We start from the raw sequence: 21362 nt of genomic DNA, 5'->3' as shown, positions 1-21362 counted from the left end.
GCTCCGCCCGTCTACTCGGGGAGGACCGCCAGTGCCTCGATCTCGATCAGCACGTCGGGCCTGAACAGCGCCACCACCTGCATCGCGGACGCGGCCGGCAGGGGCAGGGCGCCCAGGTACTCGTCGCGGGCTTCGCGGATGGCCGCAAGGTAGGCGATGTCCGTCATGAAGAAGGTGAACTTCACGACGTGCTCGAACCCGGCCCCGGCAGCGGCCAGGCAGCGTCGGAGGTTCTCGAAGACCTGCCGCGCCTGCGCCTTCGGGTCTCCCACGCCGACCAGGTTCCGCTGCTCGTCGAAGGCGACCTGGCCGGACACCTGGACCAGTCGGCCGGTGCCGGTCACGACCTGGGTGTAGCCGGTGCCGGGCGCGACCCCGGGCGGTTCGGTGAGGTGGGTGAGGTGAGAGGTGGTCATGCCGCGGATCTTGGGCCATGATCCGCGGGGGCCGCAAGCCCGGGCTGCGTACGACCGCCCGGCCTCAGCGCACCACCTCGGGCAGTTCGCGCAGGAACGGACGGTCGGTGGAGGGGAGTTGGGCGGCCGGTCCGCCCGAGCGCAGCACCACATCGAGGATGGCGCCCGGGTCGGCGGCGTAACCACCGCCGGCCCAGGCGGCGTTGGCCTCCACGACGGCCCAACGGCCGTTCTCCGTCAGCCCGACGTCCACCACGGCCGCGCTCGGCAACGGCGCCTCCGCCGCGGAAGCGGCCAGGACATCGCGGGTGAACGCGAGCACCTCGGCGGACCTTCCGTCGGGCAGCTCGGCAGACGTACCGGCGGGCACCTCGGTGACCTCCCCGGCAGACGTACCGTCGGGCACTCCGACGGCTACCAGGGGCGCGACGGACAGCTCGCCGTCCACCGCGTACCGCGAGCCCGCCCGCACCGCGCCGTCCAGCACGAACAGCCGATACTCCGCGCCGAACCGCACCACTTCGCTCACCAGCACCGGGGTGTCACCGTCCAGCACCGCGGGCCCGGGCAGCGCGCCGCCGTCGGGGTAGACCCGGGCGGCGAACAGCTTGTCCACCGGCGGCTTGACGAAGGCCGGGCGCCGCAGCCGACGCGCCTCGGCCAGGGTGGTGGAGGTGACCCGGCGCCCGGTCAGGGCGAGCGGTAGCCGGGTCAGCCAGTCGGCGGCCGGTTCCAACAGGCCGAGTCCGAGCTCCCGCCCGACGGCGTCGCCGAACAGCGGCCCGCCGTACACGTGCACCCGCGTGCCGAGCAGCTCGCGCGGGGCCTGCCAGGACGTCGCGACGCACGCCCGCAGGCCGCGGCGTCCGGCGGAGGTGCGCAGCTGGAGACCCGTCTCGTTGATACGCGGTGCGAGGAGCAGGACGGGGGTGTCGGTGGTCATGGCGACGATGCTGTCGTGGACGAGGCGGCCGTGACCACCGGATTCCGGCCTCTGCGCGCGGTCCGTCCGCTTCGGCCGCGCGGACGGTCGGTTCCGGTGCCGCGGCGGGTCGGTCGTGGTCGGAGGACGGTCACCCTGGGCGAAGTACGGGTCGGCCCCGGTCGGGCGGCGGGCCGGCTCCGTCACCGGTTCCGCACGCGGAGCCGTGGGCGCGGCAGGTTGGCTCTGGCCGAGGGGCGGGTGGGCGTGCCAGAGTCGTCCGGGCGCGGTCCGGGCACCCCGGACCGCGCCCGCAGTCCGACCCACCCTCAGCCGGAAGGCAGGCCCCGCCGATGACCAGCGCCGAGCCCCTCGTCCGCGTCAGCACCGCCGACGCCGTCACCACGCTCACCCTCGACTCGCCGCACAACCGCAACGCGCTCTCCACCCGCCTGATGGCCGAGCTGCACGCCGGGCTGGCGGCGGCCGCGGCCGACCCGGAGGTCCGCGCCGTGGTGCTCGGGCACACCGGCAAGGTGTTCTGCGCGGGCGCGGACCTCTCCGAGGCGACCGGCGCGGACCCGACGGTCGGCCCGCGTGGCCTGGTCGAGCTGCAGCGGGCGATCGTGGACTGCACGAAGCCGGTGATCGCCGTCATCGACGGGCACGTCCGGGCGGGCGGCCTCGGCCTGGTCGGCGCGGCGGACCTCGCCATCGCCGGACCGGCCTCGACCTTCGCCTTCACCGAGGTCCGGCTCGGCCTCGCGCCCGCCGTTATTTCGCTGCCGCTGCGCCCCAAGCTGGAGCCGCGCGCCGCCTCCCGCTACTACCTCACCGGCGAGGTCTTCGACGCCGCCGAGGCCGCCCGGATCGGCCTGATCACCAGCGCCACTGCGTCCGCTGAGGACACCGGCGTCGTGCTGAAGGGCCTGCTGGACGCGCTGCGCCAGGGCTCCCCGCAGGGGCTGGCGGAGTCGAAGCGGCTGGCCAACGCCGACGTGGTGCGCTCCTTCGAGCGCGACGCCGACGAGCTGGTGGAGCTGTCGGCACGGCTGTTCGGCTCGGCGGAGGCGCAGGAGGGCATGCGGGCGTTCCTGGAGAAGCGGCCCGCGCGCTGGGTGCGCTGACTGCCGGGTTCGACGAGCGCCAGGTTCGATGAGCGCCACGACGGCGTCCGGGGCGTCGCGGCCGTGCCCACCCCGGGCGCCACGACGGTGTCCGGGGCGTCATGACCGTATCCCCGGCGTCGCGACCGAGTCCCGGGCGTCTCGGGGGTCGCGACTAGCCGATCGCCGCCGCGTTCCGCCAGAGGTCGAGCAGGTCCCGGTCGCCGGTCGGCTGGACCTGCCGGGCCTGCTCGGCGGGCAGCCGGTTCCACAGCAGCAGGTAGAGCTCGCGGGCGGGGCCGGTGAGGGTGAGGTCGGCCGGTTCGGTGCTCTCGTCGGTGGTGACGACCGGCGGCTCCTGGGTGATCGTCAGACGCCAGGTGCCGTGGCCGTCGGTCGCCCGGACCTGGAGGGTGCGCGGCCGGTCGCTGCGCAGCGTGGCCCGGCTGCGGGTCATGAAGCCGCGTACCAGTTCGTCGATGCCGTCCAGGGCGAGCGCGGTGCCCACGGACGGTCCGGGCACCCCGGCCGCCGCGTCGGTGTCGTGGCGGTGGATGGCGGTCTCGTGCGCCTGGCGCCGGGCCCAGAACGCCAGCGGGCTGGGCGCGGGCAGGAAGGTCCAGCACTCGACGTCGGCTGGGGCCTTGACGAGCGCGTCCACCAGGGTGGCGTGGCCCTCGCGGAACCAGTCGACCAGCGCGGCGTCCGAGGGCATCGGCCCGACGGCGGCCTCCACGCCCGCTTCGTCCAGCGGCGCCGACAGGCCTCGGGACGGGATGGCGGTGGCCCAGCGGTGCACATGGCCGACGTGCCGCAGCAGGTCGCCCAGCTGCCACTCCGGACAGGTGGGGACGGGGGCGGACAGGTCGGTACGGGCGGCGGCCTCGGCGAGCAGAGTGCCCTCGTGGCGCAGCGCGTCGATGTGTTCGGTGATCTTCATGGGACGGAGTCTTCCACTGCGGACCGCCGCCGGTCGCGGGTTTCGGACGTTCCTTCGGGTGGCCGGAGCAGGGGGAAATTCCGTCGTGGTGGGCTCGACGGCAGCGTGAATCGCAGCCCCGCAGTCGCCCGGACTGCTGGTGACCCCGTGCGGCGGTCGGGGCGGGAGGGGCCGGTGTGATGTTGACCGCCCGGCGGCCGGGCCTCGGCTACGGGCCGGTAACGTGAGCGCATGCCGATAACCCGTTCCCTCGTCTCCGCCGTCCGGGCGGGCGGCCGCCGTGCTGCCGGGCGCCTCGTCCACCGGGGCTGGCGCTGGGTGCAGAGGACCGGCGCGGTCACCAACCAGAGCCCCGGCCCGTACCGGTTCGGCGAGCTGGGGGACGGGACGAGCCTCGCTTTTCCCCTCGGGGCGGTGTTCAACGAGCAGTGGATCACCATCGGGCCGTTCTCGATCATCGGCGAGCGGGTCACCATCAGCGCCGGGTTCCTGCCCGGCCTCGACCTCGGGCCGGAGCCGATCGTGCGGATCGGCGGCGGCTGCGTGATCGGCCGGGACAGCCACATCGTCGGGCACCAGTCGATCGTGCTCGGCGACGACGTGTGGACCGGGCCCGGCGTCTACATCTCCGACCAGGCGCACGAGTACCGGGCCACCGATCTGCCGATCGGCAAGCAGTGGCCGCGCAACGAGCCGGTGGAGATCGGCGCGGGCAGCTGGATCGGCACCGGCGCGGTGATCCTGCCGGGGGCGCGGATCGGCCGCAACGTGGTGGTCGCGGCGGGCGCGGTGGTGCGCGGCGAGGTGCCGGACCACAGTGTGGTCGCCGGGGCGCCGGCCAAGGTGGTCCGCCGCTGGACCGAGGAGGAGGGCTGGCAGCCGCCGCTGCGCCACGAGGCGCCCCAGCCGGTGCCGGACGGCGTGACGGCGGAGCAGCTTCGGGCCCTGGTCGGGTGGGACCTGCGGCTCCCGGGGGAACAGAGCTGACCATCGCTTTGTCGATCTTTTAGACGGAGCAGCCGTTTTCCTGACGATTCGTCGGCTAGGGTGCCGTTCGTTCGATCTTGATCGACCTATAGAACGGGGGACTCCCATGCGCAACCGTCTCGTCGGCGGCCTCGTCACCGCCGGAATCGTGCTGGCGGCCGGGATCGCGACCGCGCCCGCCGCCTCGGCGCAGGCCTCGCAGTACTGCGGCTACACCAGCGCCCAGCCCACGCTGCGGTACGGCAACACCGGTGACGCGGTGAAGCAGCTCCAGTGCGAGCTCAACCACGTCTCGTACTCGTCCGGGAGCGCCTGGCTGGACGAGGACGGGGCCTGGGGCAACGCGACCGACGCGGCCGTCTGGCGGTTCCAGAGGTGCGCCGGCATCGGGCAGGACGGCATCGTCGGCCCGCAGACCTGGGACAGGCTCAACAGCCAGGTGCTGACCCACTCCGCTCTCGGCTGCTGAGGTCCGGGTTCCCGGGGCTCTCGGGACTCCCGGGCTCCCTGGCCTTCCGGGTCTCTCGGGCTACCCGGGCTACCCGGGCTCCTCGGGTCTCCTTCTGAGGCTCTCGGGCTTTCCGGGTCTCTCGGACCGGACTGCTGGGCGGGGCTTTCCCGTCAGTGTCCGCGCTGTCGTCGGCACCCGTGCTGTCGCCGTCTCGTGAACGGCGGTGACGCGGGTGCCTTGCGCTGTCCGGGGGTGGGTGCCACCAGGCAGGTGCGGTGTCCAGGGTGGATCGGAACTACCGTGCGGGGGAGTCCTGTTCGGCGGTCCGTGCGGCGATGGCGGCGGTGATCCGCAGGGCGTCGGCGGGGCGTGCCGGGTCCAGGCCGGTCAACGCGGCGACCCGGCGCAGCCGGTAGTCGACGGTGTTCGGGTGCAGGTGCAGCGCGCTCGCGGTATGCCGGCGGTTGAGGCCTCCGGCGAGGTGAGTGCGCAGAGTGGTGAGCAACTCCCCTGCTTCCGCCAGGGGTTCGAGCAGCGCGGCGAGCCGGGCGCGGGCCTGGCTGGGCCGGGTGAGCTGGTACTCCAGCAGGACGTCGTCCAACCGGTGCAGCCCGGGTGGTCGCCCGAACGCCCGTGCGACGTCGAGGACTTCGTACGCGAGGGCAGCCGCTTCGGGCACCTCGGCGGGTACAGCGGTGGCGGCCCCGGCCAGGACGGGCGCGCCGGCGGCCCGGGCCGCCGCGGCGAGGGTGGCGGCGAGTTGCGGCCAGGGGTCCTCGGAGTCGGCGTCGGGCCGTTCCGGCGACGCGGACGAAGCGGATGGCGCGGACGACTTCGGGAAGGTCAGGGAGGTCAGGGGAGTCAGGGGGGCCGGGGTCGTTGGGGGCGTTGGGGACGCCGGGCGCTTCGGCGACGGGTCGAACGGGACGAGGACCAGTCCGCCGGAGGGTGTCAGCGCGGTGAGCGCCGACTGCCGGGTGCGGTGGTCGAGTTCGGTGCCGAGTCGGCGCAGCTTACGGCGGGCGGCGACGCCCGGGTCGACGCCGGGTGAGTGTTCGTCGGGGTGGTCGGCGACGGACAGGCAGAGCACGGCGTAGCGGACAGGCAGCCGGAGCCCGGCACGCGCGGCGGCCTCGTCGGCGGGGGCGCCCGCGAGCAGTGCGGTGAGCAGGGACTGCCGGGCCGCGCACCGCCGGTCGGCGGTCGGGCGGCGTCCGTCCAGGTAGCCGGCGCCGGCTGCGGTGGCGGCCTGGCGGAGCTGGTCGAGCAGCAGCCGGTTGAGGACCAGCAGCTCGGTGGCGTCGCCCTCCCGGGCGTGCCGGGTGACGAACTCCCAGCAGATTTCCAGCCCGAGGTGGTGGGCGAGCAGGACGGCGTCCAGTGGCAGGCCCTCTTCGGCGCGCCGGGCGGCGGACTCCCGGACGGCGGTGAACTCCTCGGCGGGGGCGGGGAGTCCGGTGCGGATGGTGTGGGCGAGCGCGCGGATCCGTCGCTCGGTGTCCCGGGTGAGTTCGCCGGTGAGCTGTTCGCGGGGCAGGCGGCGGTAGACCGGTACGCGGTCCAGCAGCGCGGTGACCACGGCCTGGGCCAAGTCGTGGACACCGCGCAGGAGTCGCTGGTCGGCCGGGAGGCCGCCGATCACCGGGACGCGCCAACCCGGTGCCTGCGCCGGGGTGTTCGGGGGCGTGCAGTGGGGTGCGTTGTGACCGGTCACAGAGAACACCGTCCAGGTCTGGGGAACGCCCAAGGGCCGGGCCGGAGGGGCGACCGCATGATGGAGCCACTCGGGTTACCTGTTGGTAACAAACTTCAGCTGTGGAGGCAACAGTTGAGAACCCCACTTCTCCGCCTCTCCGCAAGTCCCATGCGCCGTAAGCTCGGCGGCACGTTCGGCGCCGCCCTGCTGGCGGGGGCACTGCTGGCGGGCGCGACGGCGGTGCCCGCGAGCGCGGCCCCGACCGTCGCCGCTCCTGCCGGGTCCGCTGCTGCCGCCCGTACCGCCGCCGAACTGCCGCCCGACGGCGACACGGTGGCCTCGCCGCCCGGCGCCAACGACTGGAGCTGCCGGCCGACCGCCGCCCACCCCAACCCGGTCGTCCTGGTGCACGGCACCTTCGCCAACCGCTACGAGAACTGGCTGGCGCTCTCCCCGCTGCTGAAGAGCCTCGGGTACTGCGTCTTCGCCCTCGACTACGGGACCATCCCCGGCATCACCTCCACCGGCAGCGGCCTGCTGCTCCCGATCGGAGGTCTCGGCGCGGTGCCCGAGTCGGCGGCCCAACTCGCCCGCTTCGTGGACCTGGTGCGCACCGCGACGGGAGCGGCCAAGGTCGACATCGTCGGCCACTCGCAGGGCGGCATGCTGCCGAACTACTACCTGAAGTTCCTCGGCGGCGCCTCCAAGGTGGGCAAGCTGGTCGGGCTGGCACCGTCCAACCACGGCACCACGCTCGACGGGATCGTCAACCTCGCGCCGTACTTCCCTGGCGTCGCGGACCTGATCTACACCGTCTGCCAGGCCTGCCGGGACCAGGCGGTCGGCTCCGACTTCAACAAGACGATGGCTTCCCGGCCGGACACCGCGCCGGGCGTGAGTTACACGGTGATCTCTACCGTGTACGACGAGGTCGTCACCCCGTGGCGGACCCAGTTCCTGAACGGCCCGGGCGTCGACAACGTGGTGCTGCAGAACCACTGCCCGGTCTCGCTCGTGGAGCACGTCGCGATCGCGTTCTCGCCGACGGCGCTGCACCTGGTGACCAACGCCCTGGACCCGGCGCACGCCACGCCGGTGCTCTGCGGCTGAACCGGCAACGGCGCTCCCGCCTCCGGGATCCGGGGGCGGGAGCGCCGTCGTTGGTCGGTGCGGTGTTCGTCGGCGCGGTGTTCGTCGGCGCGGTGTTCCCAGTGGGTGGGGCGTGCTTCAGTGGCGCGCGCGGAAGGTGATGACGGCGGTGACGCCGTCCGGGCGCAGCTCGTGCGTGCCCGGCGCCTCGAGCAGCGCCGCGTCGTAGCGGGCGAGTTCGACGGCCTCGGCGCCCTCGATGACGGCCGAGTCCGTGAGGCAGACGAGGAGGACCGTGCTTCCGGCCGACACCTCGACGACCGCGGGCACGGTGGCCAGGTCAACGGCGGCCTCGACCCGCCCGCGCCGCGTCATCACGTTGAAGTCCACCACCGGGCCGGCCAGCAGCCGGCAGTCCGTGGTGGCGTCGCCGGAGAACGGGAACGGCCGGAACGGTGTGTCGACCAGCTGCTCGACACCGTCGACGGTGAGCGCCATGCCGGCGCCGTCGACCAGGGTGATCACCCGGTCGATGCCGGGGAACGGGGAGAACGGTCCGGCCGAGGCCACGTCGGCCAGGCTGACCCGCCAGTCGAACGCGTCGAGCCCGGATCCTGCCGGGAATCCGGCGACCTCCCTGGTCACCCCGCCCCCGTTGAGCCACGCCATCGCCGGGCGCTCGCTCGCCCGCAGTACCTGGAAGCGTTCGCTGGTCGTCATGGCCCCGCATCCTGCCACTGCTCGGGCGGTATTCGACAGCGGGGGGAGGCAGTAGACAGATGACAGCTGACAGATGTTGAAATCTGTCAGCTGTCATCTGTCGTCTGTTACCTGTCTCCCGTCGTCTGTCACCCGCAGCCCATCACCTCTCACCCGTCACCTGAACCGCCGCCTGACCGACAGCGGCAGGAGTGCCGCCGCCGTCGCGGCGACCGCGACCGTGGTGAGGGCCAGCGGCAACCCGGCCGCGTCGGCGAGGAAGCCGATCACCACCGGGCCGATCAGCATCCCGCCGTAACCGAGGGACGAGGCGAGCGCGACGCCCTGCGGGCCGCCCGCCTCTCCGGCCCGGGCGATGGCGAGCGGAAAGAGGTTGGCCAGGCCGAGCCCGACCAGGACGAACCCGCAGATCGCCAGCGGTGCCACCGGGGCGAGGGCGGCGACCAGCATCCCGGCCGCGGCCGCCAGTCCGCCGAGCAGCATCAGCCGGGTCTGCCCGAGCCTGATGGACAGCCAGGTGCCGCCGACCCGCCCGCCCGCCATCGCGAACGCGTACGCGCCGTAGCCGGTCGCCGCCACCGCGGAGCTCGCGTGGACGTCGTCGGTGAGGTGGAGGGTGGTCCAGTCGGCGATCGCGCCCTCGCCGTACGCGGTGCACAGCGCGGTGACACCGAGCAGCAGCACCAGAAGGCGGGCAGGCGTACGGCCCGCGACCGTGCCACTCCCGGGCGTGGCCGCACTGTTCGCCGCACGGCCGTCCGCCGCACCACTGGCTGCCGTGCCAGGGGCTGCCGCGCCACTGGCTGCTGCACCACCGCCCGCCGCACCACCGCCCGCCGCTGCGTCCGCCCGGCCGGGTGCGATCAGTGGTGCCGCCGGGCTGCGCATCAGCACGACGCCCGCGCCGATGGTGACGGCCATGCCGAGCAGTCCGCTGACCGCGAGTGCCCACGCGGTGCTCAGGGGGCCGGCGAGCAGGCCGCTGACGCCCGTACCGAGCAGTCCGCCGAAGCTGTACCCGGCGTGGAAGCTGGGCATGACCGGCCGCCTCAGCTGCGCCACCAGATCGACGGCGGCGCTGTTCATGGCGACGTTGGCCCCGCCGTACCCGGCACCGAAGAGCAGCAATGCGGCGCCGAGCGTGGTCACCGAGTGGGCGTGCGCGGGCAGGAGGACGGCGAGGCTGAGCAGGGCCAGCGAGCCGACGGTCACCGGACGTGAGCCGTACCGCAGGCAGAGTCGTCCGACCGCGGGCATGGTGATGACGGCCCCGACCGACAGGCAGAGCAGGGCGAGCCCGAGGGCGCTGTGCGAGGCGCTGACCTGGCTGCGGACGTCCGGGATGCGGACCACCCAGGCGGCGAAGAGGAAACCGTCGACGGCGAAGAACGCGGTGAGCGCGATGCGTGCGGAGCCCCAGGGGCTGTCGGTCATCGGGGGTGTGCTGCGAGACTGGGAGGAGGGGAGGTCCGGTCTGGGATGGGCGCGGATTTTGTTTCGAAGCGGCACAAAGTCACAATAGGGGCGTGCAGCTCTCACCATCAAGCCCGAGGCCCGGCACCGGGAAGGACCCCGACGCGCAGCGCGACGGCCACCGCCGCGCGGCCCCCGACCGTGGCCGGACGCTGCTCGGCCCCGCCCTCTCGCTGATCCACACCGGCCAGGCGCCGACCCGCTCGGCGCTCACCCGCGCGCTGGACGTCACCCGCGCCACCGCCGGCGCGGTCACGGCCGAGCTGGAGGCGCTCGGCCTGATCACGGTCGACTCGCGCCCTGCCGGCGGCGGCCGCGGCCGCCCCTCGCACCGGCTCGCGATCGACCCGCAGGGCCCGGTCGTGATCGCCGGGCAGATCCACGCCGACGGGCTGAGCGTCACCCTGGCCGGCCTCGGCGGGCTGCTCGACCCGCCCGTGCACCTGCCGCTGCCCGCCGCCACCGACCCGGTCCGAATGCTGCGCGCCGTCGCCGAGGCGGGTGCCGACCTCGTCCGTGCGACCGACCGCCGCTGCCTGGGCGCCGCGCTCGCGCTGCCCAACCCGGTCACCGAGCCGGACGGCACCGCGCTTGCCGCGCTGCACTTCGCCTGGCCCAGCGGCACCCCGGTCGCCGACCTCTTCGACGTCGAGGTCGGCCGCGCCGACCACGGCCCGCACGCGCTGCGCCCGCTGCCCGCCGCGATCGCCAACGACGCCAACCTCGCCGCGCTCGCCGAGTACCGGCACGGCGCCGGGCGCGGCGCCCGCCATCTGCTCTTCGTTACCTCCGGCCACCGCGGCGTCGGTGGGGCGCTGGTGATCGACGGCCACCTGCACACCGGCAGCGCGGGCCTCGCACTGGAGGTCGGCCACCTCACCGTCGACCCGCAGGGCCGTCCCTGCATGTGCGGCAACCGCGGCTGCCTCAACTCGGAGACCGACCCCGACGCGCTGTTCGCCGCCGCCGGGCTCACCCCGGAGCCGGGGCGCCCGCTGCTCGACCAGGCACGCGAGCTGTGCCGGGCCGCCGCCACCGACGACCGGGCGCGCGCGGCGGTCGAGCACGTCATCGACCGGCTCGGGCTCGGGCTGGCCGGCGTCGCCAACATCCTCAACCCCGACCGCGTGGTCCTCAGCGGCCTGCACCTCGACCTGCTGAAGGCCGCGCCCGAGCGGCTGCGCGCGGTGGTCGCCGAGCGCAGCCTGTGGGGACGCAGCGGACGGGTGCCGATTGTCGGCGCGGAGCTGGCGCACGGCGCGCTCGCGGGCGCGGCCGAGCTGGGCTGGGGGCCGTACCTCGCGGATCCGCAGTCGGTGCCCGTCCAACTCGGCTAGGTCGTCCAGCGCGGCCGGGTCGTCCAGCTCGGCTAGGTCGTCCAGCCGGGCTGGGTCGGCTGGGTCCGGACGACTGGGTGGGTCGTGTCGCAGAGGCAATAAGTCGCAGAGGCAATAAGCGGAAGCTGGGTCTTCGAAAACGGTCACTTATCGTGACACTCGTACACTCGTAGTGAGCAGTGGGGGGCACTACGAGGAAGAAGCGACCAATGAGTACCCAGTCCGGCGCCGAGCGCGGCATCGAGCACGACCCCCGGTCCGGCATCGAGCCGACCGTCGACGTCGACCGCTCCGACCAGGACTACCGTGCCTGGCTCAAGGAGGCGGTGCGCAAGGTCCACGCCGACGCCAACCGCTCCGCCGACACCCACCTGTTGCGCTTCCCGCTGCCGGCCGAGTGGGGGATCGACCTCTACCTCAAGGACGAGTCCACCCACCCGACCGGCTCGCTCAAGCACCGGCTGGCCCGCTCGCTCTTCCTCTACGGGCTCTGCAACGGCTGGATCCGCCCCGGCAAGCCGGTGATCGAGGCTTCCAGTGGTTCCACCGCCGTCTCCGAGGCGTACTTCGCCCAGCTCATCGGCGTGCCGTTCATCGCCGTCATGGCCAAGAGCACCAGCCAGGCCAAGATCGACCTGATCCAGTTCCACGGCGGCGAGTGTCACCTGGTCGAGCGTTCGGACGAGGTGTACGAGGCGTCCGCCCGGCTCGCCGAGGAGACCGGCGGGCACTACATGGACCAGTTCACCTACGCCGAGCGGGCCACCGACTGGCGCGGCAACAACAACATCGCCGAGTCGGTCTTCGCCCAGCTGCGCCTGGAGCCGCACCCCGAGCCGGCCTGGATCGTCGCCACCGCCGGCACCGGCGGCACCTCGGCGACCATCGCCCGCTACGTGCACTACATGCAGTACGACACCCGGATCTGCGTGGCGGACCCGGAGAACTCCTGCTTCTTCGACGGCTGGGTGCACCACGACCCGGACGCCGTCTGCGACAGCGGCTCGCGGATCGAGGGCATCGGGCGACCCCGGATGGAGCCGAGCTTCGTCCCGGGGGCGATCGACCGGATGATGAAGGTGCCGGACGCCGCGTCGATCGCCGCCGTGCGGGTGCTGGAGCAGGTCCTCGGGAAGAAGGCGGGGGCCTCGACCGGGACGGGCCTGTGGAGCGCGCTGCGGATCGTCGCCGAGATGCGCGAGGCCGGGCGGACCGGCAGCGTGGTCGGGCTGATCTGCGACCCGGGGGACCGCTACCTGGACAAGTACTACTCGGACGACTGGCTGGCCGGCGAGCGGATCGACATCGCGCCCTACCGGGCCGCGCTGGAGTCCTTCCTCGCCGGCGGTCCCTGGGCGGGCTGACACCGCAGCCGGTCCGACCTCAGGGCGTTCGTTCGGTCCGGTGTTCCGGCGCTCCATCGTTCAGCCGGTCCGGTGGTCCGGCATTTCGACGTTCCGTCAGGCTGCTTGCCGGGTACCCCGGTCGCGGCGCTCGGTGAGCAGCAGCCCGGCCGCCACGGCGACCCCGACCGCTGTCGCGCCGTGGATGCCGAGCGCGGCGGCGGTCGAGCCGTGGTGGGTCAGCACGGTGATGGCATCGTCGGCCGGAATCAGGACGTCGACGAGCAGCAGCCAGCCCAGGGCCCGCCGTTGGCCGGTGAGCAGCAGGACCAGCGGGGCGATGCCGGAGGCGAGGTCGCGGATGCCCTTGGTGCCGAGGAACGCGGCGGCGTCGCCGTGCGGCCACTCGGGCAGGCCGAAGCCGGAGGCGACGCTCTCCGGCGTGACCAGGAAACAGATGCCGATGTAGCCGATGCCCACGGCGACCAGCACGGCCAGCGTGGTGGCGATCAGCGTACGGGCACGGCCGCCGGTGCCGGTGGCGGCGACGCTGGTGACAGTGCTGGTGGTGGCGGTGCTGTTGCTGGTGATGGTGATGGTGCTGGACATGGCTCCCCCTCGGGTTTGATGGCCTCGCGTTGCTCTGCGCTCCGACTCCTAGCGTTGCTAGGAACAGGAACGAAGCTAGCATAGTCGCTGCTCCGATATCTAGCGCTGATAGGATTCGAATATGTCGATTCACCAGCGCCGCGAGAGCGAACGCGTCGAACGGCGCCAACTGATCATCAGGATCGCCCGGGGGCCGGCCGAGGCGGAAGGCTGGGACGCGGTGACGATCCGTCGGCTGGCGGAGTGGATCGATTGCAGCCGGCCGGTGCTCTACCGCCACTTCGTGGGCACGCCGGAGATTGTCGCGGCCGTCGCGGAGGAGGGCTTTCGCGGAACTCGCCGTAGGCCTGCGGGCAGTTGTTGCCGAGGCGGACGGGCCGCCGGCTCCGGTCGGACCCGGCGGAGGGGCGGGTGGAACTGCTGGTGCGGCGGCTTTAGGGGTGGCGGGCCTCGGGTCGAGTGGATGGGCGACGGGCGGCAAGCGGACAAGTGACGGATGACAGATTTCAGACTCTGTCAGCTGTTGGCTGTCATCTGTTCGCCGCCACCCGTCAGCTCTCGGCCGTCAGCTGTTAGCTGTCACCCGTCACCCGTCACTTGTCCGCTTGCCGCCGGATCACCGCCCGGCCGCCCGCGAGGTCGATACCGGTGCGCTTCGGCGCGCCGTCGTGCTCGTCGTCCCGCAGCACCAGCTCGACCCGTCGCTGCTCCAACTGCACCCGCTTGCTCGGGTAGAGCAGCGCGTGCAGTTCCTCCGTAGCGGTCGCGCCCGCGCCGCGGCCGCCGGACGGACCCGTCGCCGGGCGGGCGCGCAACCGCCGTACCGCCGCGCCGAGGAAGAAGAACGCCACCAGCCCGGCCGGTAACAGCAACCCGCCCGCCGCGCCCGTCAGAAGCATGCTCATGCCCGCCTCAACGGCCCGGCGCGGCCGACGAGTTCCCTGGCGGCGGCGCTACGGCAGGGGCGCCGTCGGCAGGTCGGCCGGGACGAGCAGCTGGAGTTCCTCGGTGGACGGGTCGGCGAGGTGGGCGATCCGTACCGCGTGCCGCTCGACCATGGTCTCGAAGACCTGCCGAGCGGTGCGCCCGTTACCGAAGTTGGGGCCGCGCTCCAGCCCTCCGAAGTGCTCCAGCAGTGCCATCTCAGTCCCCTCGGAGAGTGCGTACTCGTGCTCCGCGCACTGCGCCCGGGCGATCTCCAGCAGCTCCTCCGCCGTGTAGTCGGGGAACCTGATGGTACGTGAGAAGCGGGACGAGACACCGGGGTTGGCGGACAGGAAGCGCTCCATTTCGGCGGTGTAGCCCGCCACGATGACGACCACCTCGTCCCGGTGGTCCTCCATCAGCTTGACGAGGGTGTCGATCGCCTCGCGCCCGAAGTCCCGCGCGCCGTCCTCGGGGGCGAGCGCGTACGCCTCGTCGATGAAGAGCACGCCGCCGCGCGCCCGGTCGAAGGCGGCCGCGGTGCGGATCGCGGTGGAGCCGATGTGCTCGCCGACCAGGTCCACTCGGGCCACCTCGACCAGGTGTCCGCGCTGGAGTACCCCGAGTGAGGCGAGGATCTCGCCGTAGAGCCGGGCGACGGTGGTCTTGCCGGTACCGGGGGCGCCGGTGAAGACCAGGTGCCGGCGCAGCGACGGCGCCTTGAGCCCGGCCTGGCGGCGACGGCGGCCGACCGAGATCAGGTCGATCAGGGTGCGCACCTCCTGCTTCACCGTGGCCAGCCCGACCAGTGAGTCCAGTTCGGCGAGCGCCTCGTCGGCCGGTCGGCAGTCCGGGATCGGGGCGATCGCCGACGAAGCCGAGGCCGGGGCCAACGCCGATGCAACGGCGGCTAGTTGGGAGGTGCGAGGCGACGGTACGTCCGCGCCCCCGAACGGTGACCCGAGCGCGGAACCCGCCCCGGAACCCGGTCCCGACCCCAGCCCCGACCCCAGCCCGGAGCCCGGCCCCGGTGCCGCCGCGACGTCGTCCGACGTACACCCCTCCGCGACCGGCCCCGGCTCGGAGAACTCGAACCCGGCCCGCTCGTTCTGCTCCGCCCGGCACCGGATGAGCTGCGTCCGGCAGCCGTCGATGATGTGGAAGCCGAAGCCCTTGCCGTGCGAGACCCGGCAGTCCTCGAAGGTGCCCCGCCCCTGCGCCGAGACGTACACCCCGGCGTCCGTGCTGGCCCGCACGGTGCAGTCGCGCAGCACCGGGTCGGCGCCCTTGGTGACGATCACCCCGGTGGACACGTCGGAGATCTCGCAGTCGGTGAGCAGTCCGCCGCTGCCGTGGTCGCGGAACCAGAGTCCGGTGCCCGCCTCCTGTACCCGGCAGGCGGCCAGGGCGACGGTGGCTCCGCCGCTGACCGAGACCGCCGAACTGCGGATCCGGCTGAACGAGCAGCCCTCGGCGGTGGCGGCGGAGTCCCGGTCGAGGACGAACAGGGCGTCGGGCAGGTCGTGCAGCGAGCAGTCGGTGAGGGTGAGCCGGGCGCCGTCACTGACCCACAGCGCCGGGTACTCGCCGGTCGAGCCGTGGATCTGGCAGGCCTCGGCGATGGCCTCGGTGCCCTGGTCCCAGACCGACAGTGCGCCGCGGCCGAAGTCCCGTACGGTGCTGTGCGCGAGGCTGAGCCGGGAGCGTCCGCGCAGGTCGGCGCCGTTCTCCGGCAGGTCGTGCACCCGGCAGCCGGTGAGGACCAGCTCGGCCTCGCCGTCCAGGGTCAGCCCGTTGCCGGTGACCCGGTGGATCTCGCAGTCGACGAGTCGCCCGCCCGCCTGCGCGTCGGCCTGCACTCCACTGCCGCGGATCTCGTAGATCTCGCAGCCGGTCAGCTCGGCCGCGCTGCCCGGGTCGGAGAGCAGCACGCCGGCGCCGGAGGCGTGGTGGACGCGGCAACGGTCCAGGACGGCGGTCGCGCCGCCGAGAACGGCGAGTCCGGCCTGGCCGGCGGCGGCGACCTCGCAGTCCTCGAAGGCGGCGGCGGTGCCCTCGCCGCGCAGCCGCAGCCCGAGCCCGCCGGGGTTGGCGACCACGCAGCCGCGCAGGGTCGGCCGGGCGCTGTCGGTGATCTCGATCCCGGCGGCCGAGCGGGTCTCGATCCGGCAGCCGCTGAACGACGGCGTCGCCTCTGTGCCGGTGACCAGGACGGCGGGGGTGGAGCTGTCGCCGCCCTCCACGACGAGGTCGCGGACGGTCGCGGCGGCGGTGACGGTCAGCGCCACCCCGGAGGGCGGCTCGATCCGCACGGTGCCCGGGCCCTGGGCCGGGACGATCGTCACCGGCTTGTCCAGCAGCACGTTCTCCCGGAAGGTGCCCGGCCGGACGGTCACGGTGTCGCCCGCTTCGGCGGCGGCCAGGGCCTCCGCGAGCGTTTCGTACTCGCCCGCGCGGCGACGCCAGCGGGATGCGCTGTCCTGGGTGACCCGGACCCTGTGCTCAGCCATGACGGTCTGTCGTCCCCACCTTCGTCGAGCAGGCGTTCAACGGGCCGAACGCGCGGAGGTGCGCGGGCGGCCCGCCCACCGTAGCGCGCTCACATGGGTGGTTCGGCCGCCCGTTGTCGCGCGGACACCGGTAGGGCCCACCGCCGCCACAGGTTCCGACCACTTGTTCAACGAGCGCGCACAGCGGTGGTTCCGTGCGGCGGCGGCTCCACAGAACGGCTCCACAGAACGGCTCCACAGAACGGCTCCATGAAGCGGTTCCACAACGCGGTTCCACGATGCGGCGGCTCCGCGCGGGCAGGACGCCCCCGGGGTGCGGCCCGCGCTCAGCGCCCGTCGGCCGGCCAGTGCGCCCCGTCCTCCAGCACCTCGACCTCGTCGCCGAGGCGGAGCGTGCCGAGCACGTCGCCTTCGACGCCGGCCGGCCGCTCGGGGATCAGGTTCTGCCCGAAGGCGGCCGTGCGCAGCAGCCGGTGGTGCCGGGCGAGCGTGCGCAGTGGTTCCTTGCCGCGCCGTTCGCCGGTCTCCTGGTCGGTGGTGGTGATGATGCAGCGGCCGCAGGGCTTGACGACCTTGAAGGTGAGCTCGCCGATCCGGACGCGGCGCCAGCCGTCCTCGGCCCAGGGCTCGGAGCCGGTGACCACCACGTTGGGGCGGAAGCGCTCCATCGGCAGGGTTTCGTGTTCGTCCGGGTGCTCGGCGGCGATCAGCTCGTTGAGCCGGTCCAGCGAGGCGGTGGTGGTGACCAGCAGCGGGAAGCCGTCGGCCATCGAGACGGTGTCGCCGGGCTCGCTGTACTCGGGGTCGGCGGGGCGGGCGCGCGGGTCGTCCAGGTGCACCAGGCGGTAGTCGCCGAGGTGTTCGGCGATCCACTGGTGTGCTTCCTTGGCGGCTTCGGCGGCGTGGAAGCGGGTGCCCCAGACCTCGACCTCGGCGAGCGGGTCGCCGGCCGCGACGGCGGGGGCGGGGACCTCGATCCGTGAGCCGTCGGGGGCGGTCAGCGTGAGTGAGCCGTCGGGCAGGAGTACGGGCCGGATCTGTCCGAGGGCGGTGTTCTCGCGCTGGCTGACGAAGCGTCCGGTCGGGTCGGCGAGCATCCAGCGGCGGTCTCCGGCCAGGCCCCAGGGATGGACCGGGGCGGTGTCCGGGCTCAGGCGGTACATGGACTTGACGGGGTAGACGTGGAGTCCGGTGAGCTGCATTCCCCCATCCTGCCAGCAGGGTTGCCGCCGCATGCAGGCCCCCCATATGCGCACGGACCGCCCGGGACGCCGTGGGGGGCGTTCCGGGCGGTCCGTGGATGACCCGTTCTCCGTTCGCCCGGCGTTCAGGGGTCGCCGGGTGCTGCTCAGGTGGTGCGGGTGTGGCCGTGTGGGGGACGGCCTCGGGGTGTCAGCGGTTCAGTAGCCCTGGCCCTGCGACTGGTAGCCGCCGTTGACCTGCCCCGCTGTGTTGAAGGAGCCGTGACCGGCCTCGCCGTACGGGCCCGGGCGCTGCGGCTGCATCGGGCGGACCGGCGCGACCGGCGCCATGGCCGGGCGCAGCTGGGCGCCGCCGAAGGACTGGTCGCCGCCCTGGCCCTGGAAGCCGGGGCCGCCCGCGGTCGGGCCGCCGAAGGACTGCGGGCCGCCGAAGCCCTGCTGGCCGCCGAAGCTCTGCGGACCGCCTGGCTGGCTCTGGCCGAAACCGCCCGGGCCGCCGCTCTGCTGCGCGCCGAAGGGCTGCTGGCCGGCCTGGCCACCGATGAAGGTGTTCTGGCCGCCGAAGCTCTGGCCGCCGGTCGGCTGGTAGCCGCCGCTGGCGGTCTGGGTGAAGGCCGGCGAGCCGGGCTGCGGTCGCTGGTACGGCTGGGGGGCGCCGTAACCGGGGACCGACGGCTGTGGGGAGGCGTACGCCGGCGCGGGCTGCGCGGGGATGTACGCCGTGGAGGGGCCGCTGCTCGGGCCGGGGCCCAGGGCGAGGCGGGCGGGCGGCAGCGCGGGGAGGTTGCTGCCGGCGCTCTCGTACCCGTTGCCGTACCGGTTCTCGTAGGACTGGCCGAGGCCGGATCCGTAACCGGACGACAGTGCCGGCGGCAGGGCGGCCGGCACGTTGATGGGTGCGATCTGGGGGACGCCGCGCTCAGCCACGAGGCTGTCGTAAATCGGCGTGCCGGAGGAGAAGGACGGAGAGGGGTAGCCGACTCCGTCGTAGGAGCGGGGCGAGGTCATGGGGCATACGGTAAGCCCACAATGCGCCTGCTGAGGAGAGCGGGAGGGGGAGCAGTTCGAGTGTTTACACAGTCTTCGCTCGCACAAAGGTTTCGAAAGTAGTAAGAACGGACATTCCGGAGTCTGGTTCCGGACAACCTTGGCGCCCTGTCAGTGATCGAACAGTGGCCGGACGGCGCCGCTGGACGGCCGTGCGGTGACCGGCCGGTGGACGGTCCAGGGCCCTGCGGAGAAACTTTTGCGGGCAGGGCGTGCGCTGGCGCATTCGAGCCCCCGCCGAGGGTGCGACGGGAGCTCGTGAATGTTTCGGGAATAAAGATCCCGTCAGCGCGCTGACCGCCTGGTTCGAGGCCCGTCGGACGGCGGTCGCAGGTCCGGGCCGACGGTCGCCGCTACGGTTCCGCAGGTCAGTGCGACTGCAGCGCCTGGGCCTGCGCGGGCAGACCCGGCTTGCCGACCTCCGAGGTGCAGAACGAACAGCGGCTCGCGGCGGCCGGGATCGAGCTCAGGCACTCCGGGCAGTCCACCTTCGCGGCCGGTGCGGGCGTGGCCGATTCGAAGCGCGTCTGCAGCTTGCCGACCGGCAGCACCACGGCGAAGTAGATGACGGCGGCGGTCAGCACGAAGCCGATCGCCGCGTTGACGAAGAGGCCGTACGGGAACCGGGTGCCGGCCACCTCGAAGGTCTTCTGGGTGAAGTCGCCGACGGCTCCGGAGGCGACGCCGACCAGCGGGGTGAGGAAGGCGCTGACGAACCCGGTGACGACGGCGGTGAAGGCCGCGCCGATCACGATGCCGACCGCGAGGTCCACCACGTTTCCGCGCAGCAGGAAGCTGCGGAATCCCTTGAACACCGGGTGACTCCAAATCCGTATGAGGAAGGGGGAGATGGGGCAGTGCTGCGGCGCCCCGGCCGGACATCCTGCCGAGCGGCCCGGGCCCAGGTCCAACCGCGTTCACCCGAACCGCGTAACCGCCTCGGGGTCGGGTGGTGGCCGCCCGGGCGGTGCCCGGGCGCTCCGCGTACCGCCCTATCGGGGGTCGGGCGGCCGGATAACTCGACGGTGTGACGCGGAGATTGACACGAGACTTGACGCGGAACCCGGTGCTGCCCCCGGCCTGCCAGGACGCCAGGACGCCAGGACGCCAGGACGCCAGGACGCCAGGACGCCAGGACGCCAGGACGCCAGGACGCCAGGACGCCAGGACGCCAGGACGAGGGGGCGGAGTCGGTGAGGCGCGACGGAGGCGGTACGGCGCGACGGAGGCGAACCGGAGCGCGGCAGGGGGTGAGACGGGGCGCGCGGTGGTCGTAACCGGCGCACGACGGCGGCTCTCTGGCGCACATCGGGTGTACAAGCGCGGGCGGATGGGCCACCATCAGGTTGCGCGAAGGGGCTGTCCCGGGCGGAGCACTGTGCCAAGGTCGGTCCATGCCCGACCATATGTCGGCCGATCCGGCCGGAACCCGTCCGCGTGTCCTGCATCTGATCAGTGATACACGCCGCGGGGGTGCCCAGAACTTCGCCCGTGACCTCCACCGGGAACTGGGCCGCCGGGGCCAGTCCTCCGCGCTGTGCGCCCTCGCCCCGCACCCGGCCGTCCGCCGCGGCGCCGCGGAGGCCGATCCAGGGGACTGCCCCGATGCCTCCGGCCTGCGCAGCGCCGCCGTCCTGGGCCCCGGCCGACTTCGCCCGACCACCCTGCGAGCCCTGCGTTCCGCCGCGTGCGCCGCCGACGTCGTGCTCGCCCACGGCTCCGACACCCTGGCCGCCTGCGCCCTCGCCATGGCCGGGACCCGGACCCCGTTCGTCTACGTCTCCGTCGGCCACCCCCGCTACTGGACCGCCACCCGGTTGCGCCGGGTGCGCGGCGGCGCGCTGATGCACCGCGCCGCCGCCGTCACCACGCTCACCGACGAGGCGCGTGCCGTCCTCGAGGAGCAGTTCGCACTGCCCGACGGCAAGGTGCACGTGATCCCCAACTCCCGTGCCGCCGAGAGCTATCCGCCCGCCGACGGCCGGGACGACCGGCGCGCCGCCCGGCACGCGCTGGGCCTGCCGGCGGACGTCCTGCTGGTCGCCTGGATCGGCGCGATAGCGCCCGAGAAGCGGCTCGACCTCGCCCTCGACGTGCTCGACCGCCTGCCCGACGTCCGGCTCGCCGTCGCCGGGGACGGCCCGCTGCGCGAGACACTGGCCCGCCACCCGGCCGCCGCCCGCGCCCACTTCCTCGGCCCGTTGCCCGACCCGGCCCCGCTGTACCGCGCTGCCGACGCACTGCTGCTCACCAGCGACAGCGAGGGCGTTCCCGGCGCGCTGATCGAGGCGGCACTGGCCGGAGTGCCCGCCGTCGCCACCGATGTCGGCTGGGTCCGCGAGGTCGTCCGGGACGGCGCCACCGGCGCGCTCGTCGCCCCCGGCGACCCGCTCGCCCTCGCCGAGGCGCTGGGCAAGGTGTTGGCGGTCAACCGCGCGGGCCTCGGCGCGGCGGCCCGGGCGCACGCGCTGGAGCACTTCGAGCTGGGCGCGGTGGTGGACGCCTGGCAACGGCTGGTCGCCGAGGTGTGGACCGCGGGTACGGAGCCGACCGACTGACGCGGGACGAGCCGGCCGTCTGACGCGGGACG

The 21362-nt window shown here is 73.5% G+C and carries 20 protein-coding genes; 8 read left to right on the top strand and 12 right to left on the bottom strand.

What is annotated here, in order from left to right; genetic code table 11:
- Positions 1-11 precede the first annotated feature (11 nt).
- Entirely contained in the window at positions 12-416 is a 405-nt protein-coding gene (locus ACZ51D_RS35880) for a RidA family protein (RefSeq protein ID WP_360509818.1), read from the bottom strand.
- Positions 417-480: 64 nt separating this feature from the next.
- A complete protein-coding gene (locus ACZ51D_RS35875; protein ID WP_465664651.1) occupies positions 481-1359 on the bottom strand; it encodes an ATP-grasp domain-containing protein in 879 nt (292 codons plus the stop codon).
- A gap of 332 nt (positions 1360-1691) precedes the next feature.
- On the opposite strand from ACZ51D_RS35875, the gene ACZ51D_RS35870 reads away from it, so the two are divergent.
- Positions 1692-2465, top strand: a complete 774-nt coding sequence (locus ACZ51D_RS35870; protein ID WP_360509820.1) for an enoyl-CoA hydratase family protein — start codon at positions 1692-1694, stop codon at positions 2463-2465.
- A 154-nt stretch (positions 2466-2619) separates the two neighbouring features.
- On the opposite strand, the gene ACZ51D_RS35865 is transcribed toward ACZ51D_RS35870, so the two are convergent.
- Positions 2620-3384, bottom strand: a complete 765-nt coding sequence (locus tag ACZ51D_RS35865) for a maleylpyruvate isomerase family mycothiol-dependent enzyme (protein ID WP_465626497.1) — start codon at positions 3382-3384, stop codon at positions 2620-2622.
- A gap of 231 nt (positions 3385-3615) precedes the next feature.
- Between ACZ51D_RS35865 and ACZ51D_RS35860 the strand changes: the two genes are divergently transcribed.
- Positions 3616-4371, top strand: coding sequence for an acyltransferase (locus ACZ51D_RS35860; protein WP_360504982.1), 756 nt, complete (start codon positions 3616-3618; stop codon positions 4369-4371).
- 106 nt (positions 4372-4477) lie between these two features.
- Entirely contained in the window at positions 4478-4840 is a 363-nt protein-coding gene (locus ACZ51D_RS35855) for a peptidoglycan-binding domain-containing protein (RefSeq protein WP_465626499.1), read from the top strand.
- A gap of 277 nt (positions 4841-5117) precedes the next feature.
- On the opposite strand, the gene ACZ51D_RS35850 is transcribed toward ACZ51D_RS35855, so the two are convergent.
- A complete protein-coding gene (locus ACZ51D_RS35850; protein ID WP_465664650.1) occupies positions 5118-6536 on the bottom strand; it encodes a PucR family transcriptional regulator in 1419 nt (472 codons plus the stop codon).
- A 150-nt stretch (positions 6537-6686) separates the two neighbouring features.
- On the opposite strand from ACZ51D_RS35850, the gene ACZ51D_RS35845 reads away from it, so the two are divergent.
- A complete protein-coding gene (locus ACZ51D_RS35845; protein WP_465664649.1) occupies positions 6687-7628 on the top strand; it encodes an esterase/lipase family protein in 942 nt (313 codons plus the stop codon).
- 117 nt (positions 7629-7745) lie between these two features.
- Here ACZ51D_RS35845 and ACZ51D_RS35840 read toward each other — a convergent pair whose 3' ends face one another.
- Positions 7746-8327: a HutD/Ves family protein gene (locus ACZ51D_RS35840; protein ID WP_465664648.1), complete on the bottom strand. Its 582-nt coding sequence runs from the start codon at positions 8325-8327 to the stop codon at positions 7746-7748.
- A gap of 156 nt (positions 8328-8483) precedes the next feature.
- Entirely contained in the window at positions 8484-9761 is a 1278-nt protein-coding gene (locus tag ACZ51D_RS35835) for an MFS transporter (RefSeq protein WP_465664647.1), read from the bottom strand.
- Positions 9762-9952: 191 nt separating this feature from the next.
- Between ACZ51D_RS35835 and ACZ51D_RS35830 the strand changes: the two genes are divergently transcribed.
- Positions 9953-11137, top strand: coding sequence for an ROK family protein (locus ACZ51D_RS35830; protein WP_465626508.1), 1185 nt, complete (start codon positions 9953-9955; stop codon positions 11135-11137).
- 209 nt (positions 11138-11346) lie between these two features.
- Positions 11347-12501 carry a PLP-dependent cysteine synthase family protein gene (locus ACZ51D_RS35825; RefSeq protein ID WP_465664646.1) on the top strand — a complete coding sequence of 385 codons (1155 nt, stop codon included), beginning with the start codon at positions 11347-11349 and terminating at the stop codon, positions 12499-12501.
- 96 nt (positions 12502-12597) lie between these two features.
- On the opposite strand, the gene ACZ51D_RS35820 is transcribed toward ACZ51D_RS35825, so the two are convergent.
- Positions 12598-13089, bottom strand: a complete 492-nt coding sequence (locus ACZ51D_RS35820; protein ID WP_465664645.1) for a DUF4267 domain-containing protein — start codon at positions 13087-13089, stop codon at positions 12598-12600.
- 121 nt (positions 13090-13210) lie between these two features.
- On the opposite strand from ACZ51D_RS35820, the gene ACZ51D_RS35815 reads away from it, so the two are divergent.
- Positions 13211-13582: a TetR/AcrR family transcriptional regulator gene (locus ACZ51D_RS35815; RefSeq protein ID WP_465664644.1), complete on the top strand. Its 372-nt coding sequence runs from the start codon at positions 13211-13213 to the stop codon at positions 13580-13582.
- Between the two features lie 100 nt (positions 13583-13682).
- Here the strand turns inward: ACZ51D_RS35815 and ACZ51D_RS35810 are convergent, their stop codons facing one another.
- The 5 genes from ACZ51D_RS35810 to mscL form a co-directional block, all read right to left on the bottom strand.
- Positions 13683-13994 carry a DUF6191 domain-containing protein gene (locus tag ACZ51D_RS35810; protein ID WP_465664643.1) on the bottom strand — a complete coding sequence of 104 codons (312 nt, stop codon included), beginning with the start codon at positions 13992-13994 and terminating at the stop codon, positions 13683-13685.
- 48 nt (positions 13995-14042) lie between these two features.
- Positions 14043-16523: a right-handed parallel beta-helix repeat-containing protein gene (locus tag ACZ51D_RS35805; protein WP_465664642.1), complete on the bottom strand. Its 2481-nt coding sequence runs from the start codon at positions 16521-16523 to the stop codon at positions 14043-14045.
- Positions 16524-16849: 326 nt separating this feature from the next.
- Positions 16850-17725, bottom strand: a complete 876-nt coding sequence (locus ACZ51D_RS35800) for an MOSC domain-containing protein (RefSeq protein ID WP_465664641.1) — start codon at positions 17723-17725, stop codon at positions 16850-16852.
- A gap of 198 nt (positions 17726-17923) precedes the next feature.
- Positions 17924-18733 carry a DUF6643 family protein gene (locus tag ACZ51D_RS35795; RefSeq protein WP_396290172.1) on the bottom strand — a complete coding sequence of 270 codons (810 nt, stop codon included), beginning with the start codon at positions 18731-18733 and terminating at the stop codon, positions 17924-17926.
- A gap of 407 nt (positions 18734-19140) precedes the next feature.
- Positions 19141-19587 carry a large conductance mechanosensitive channel protein MscL gene (gene mscL / locus ACZ51D_RS35790; protein WP_360504963.1) on the bottom strand — a complete coding sequence of 149 codons (447 nt, stop codon included), beginning with the start codon at positions 19585-19587 and terminating at the stop codon, positions 19141-19143.
- A gap of 579 nt (positions 19588-20166) precedes the next feature.
- Here mscL and ACZ51D_RS35785 point away from each other — a divergent pair.
- A complete protein-coding gene (locus ACZ51D_RS35785; RefSeq protein ID WP_465625471.1) occupies positions 20167-21330 on the top strand; it encodes a glycosyltransferase in 1164 nt (387 codons plus the stop codon).
- The last annotated feature ends 32 nt before the right edge of the window (positions 21331-21362 follow it).

The organism is Kitasatospora sp. NPDC033851 (assembly GCF_055576085.1).
The sequence above is the reverse complement of the archived record's forward strand: the minus strand, read 5'-3'. Positions and strand labels throughout refer to the sequence as shown.

Bases quoted from the DNA above. Each gene is read 5' to 3' on its own strand.
- ACZ51D_RS35875 (WP_465664651.1), bottom strand. From the start codon at position 1,359: ATGACCACCGACACCCCCGTCCTGCTCCTCGCACCGCGTATCAACGAG.
- ACZ51D_RS35810 (WP_465664643.1), bottom strand. From the start codon at position 13,994: ATGAGCATGCTTCTGACGGGCGCGGCGGGCGGGTTGCTGTTACCGGCC.
- ACZ51D_RS35815 (WP_465664644.1), top strand. From the start codon at position 13,211: ATGTCGATTCACCAGCGCCGCGAGAGCGAACGCGTCGAACGGCGCCAA.
- ACZ51D_RS35860 (WP_360504982.1), top strand. From the start codon at position 3,616: ATGCCGATAACCCGTTCCCTCGTCTCCGCCGTCCGGGCGGGCGGCCGC.
- ACZ51D_RS35855 (WP_465626499.1), top strand. From the start codon at position 4,478: ATGCGCAACCGTCTCGTCGGCGGCCTCGTCACCGCCGGAATCGTGCTG.
- ACZ51D_RS35845 (WP_465664649.1), top strand. From the start codon at position 6,687: ATGCGCCGTAAGCTCGGCGGCACGTTCGGCGCCGCCCTGCTGGCGGGG.
- ACZ51D_RS35835 (WP_465664647.1), bottom strand. From the start codon at position 9,761: ATGACCGACAGCCCCTGGGGCTCCGCACGCATCGCGCTCACCGCGTTC.
- ACZ51D_RS35820 (WP_465664645.1), bottom strand. From the start codon at position 13,089: ATGTCCAGCACCATCACCATCACCAGCAACAGCACCGCCACCACCAGC.
- ACZ51D_RS35795 (WP_396290172.1), bottom strand. From the start codon at position 18,733: ATGACCTCGCCCCGCTCCTACGACGGAGTCGGCTACCCCTCTCCGTCC.
- ACZ51D_RS35840 (WP_465664648.1), bottom strand. From the start codon at position 8,327: ATGACGACCAGCGAACGCTTCCAGGTACTGCGGGCGAGCGAGCGCCCG.
- ACZ51D_RS35785 (WP_465625471.1), top strand. From the start codon at position 20,167: ATGCCCGACCATATGTCGGCCGATCCGGCCGGAACCCGTCCGCGTGTC.
- ACZ51D_RS35865 (WP_465626497.1), bottom strand. From the start codon at position 3,384: ATGAAGATCACCGAACACATCGACGCGCTGCGCCACGAGGGCACTCTG.
- ACZ51D_RS35880 (WP_360509818.1), bottom strand. From the start codon at position 416: ATGACCACCTCTCACCTCACCCACCTCACCGAACCGCCCGGGGTCGCG.
- ACZ51D_RS35805 (WP_465664642.1), bottom strand. From the start codon at position 16,523: ATGGCTGAGCACAGGGTCCGGGTCACCCAGGACAGCGCATCCCGCTGG.
- ACZ51D_RS35870 (WP_360509820.1), top strand. From the start codon at position 1,692: ATGACCAGCGCCGAGCCCCTCGTCCGCGTCAGCACCGCCGACGCCGTC.
- ACZ51D_RS35800 (WP_465664641.1), bottom strand. From the start codon at position 17,725: ATGCAGCTCACCGGACTCCACGTCTACCCCGTCAAGTCCATGTACCGC.
- ACZ51D_RS35825 (WP_465664646.1), top strand. From the start codon at position 11,347: ATGAGTACCCAGTCCGGCGCCGAGCGCGGCATCGAGCACGACCCCCGG.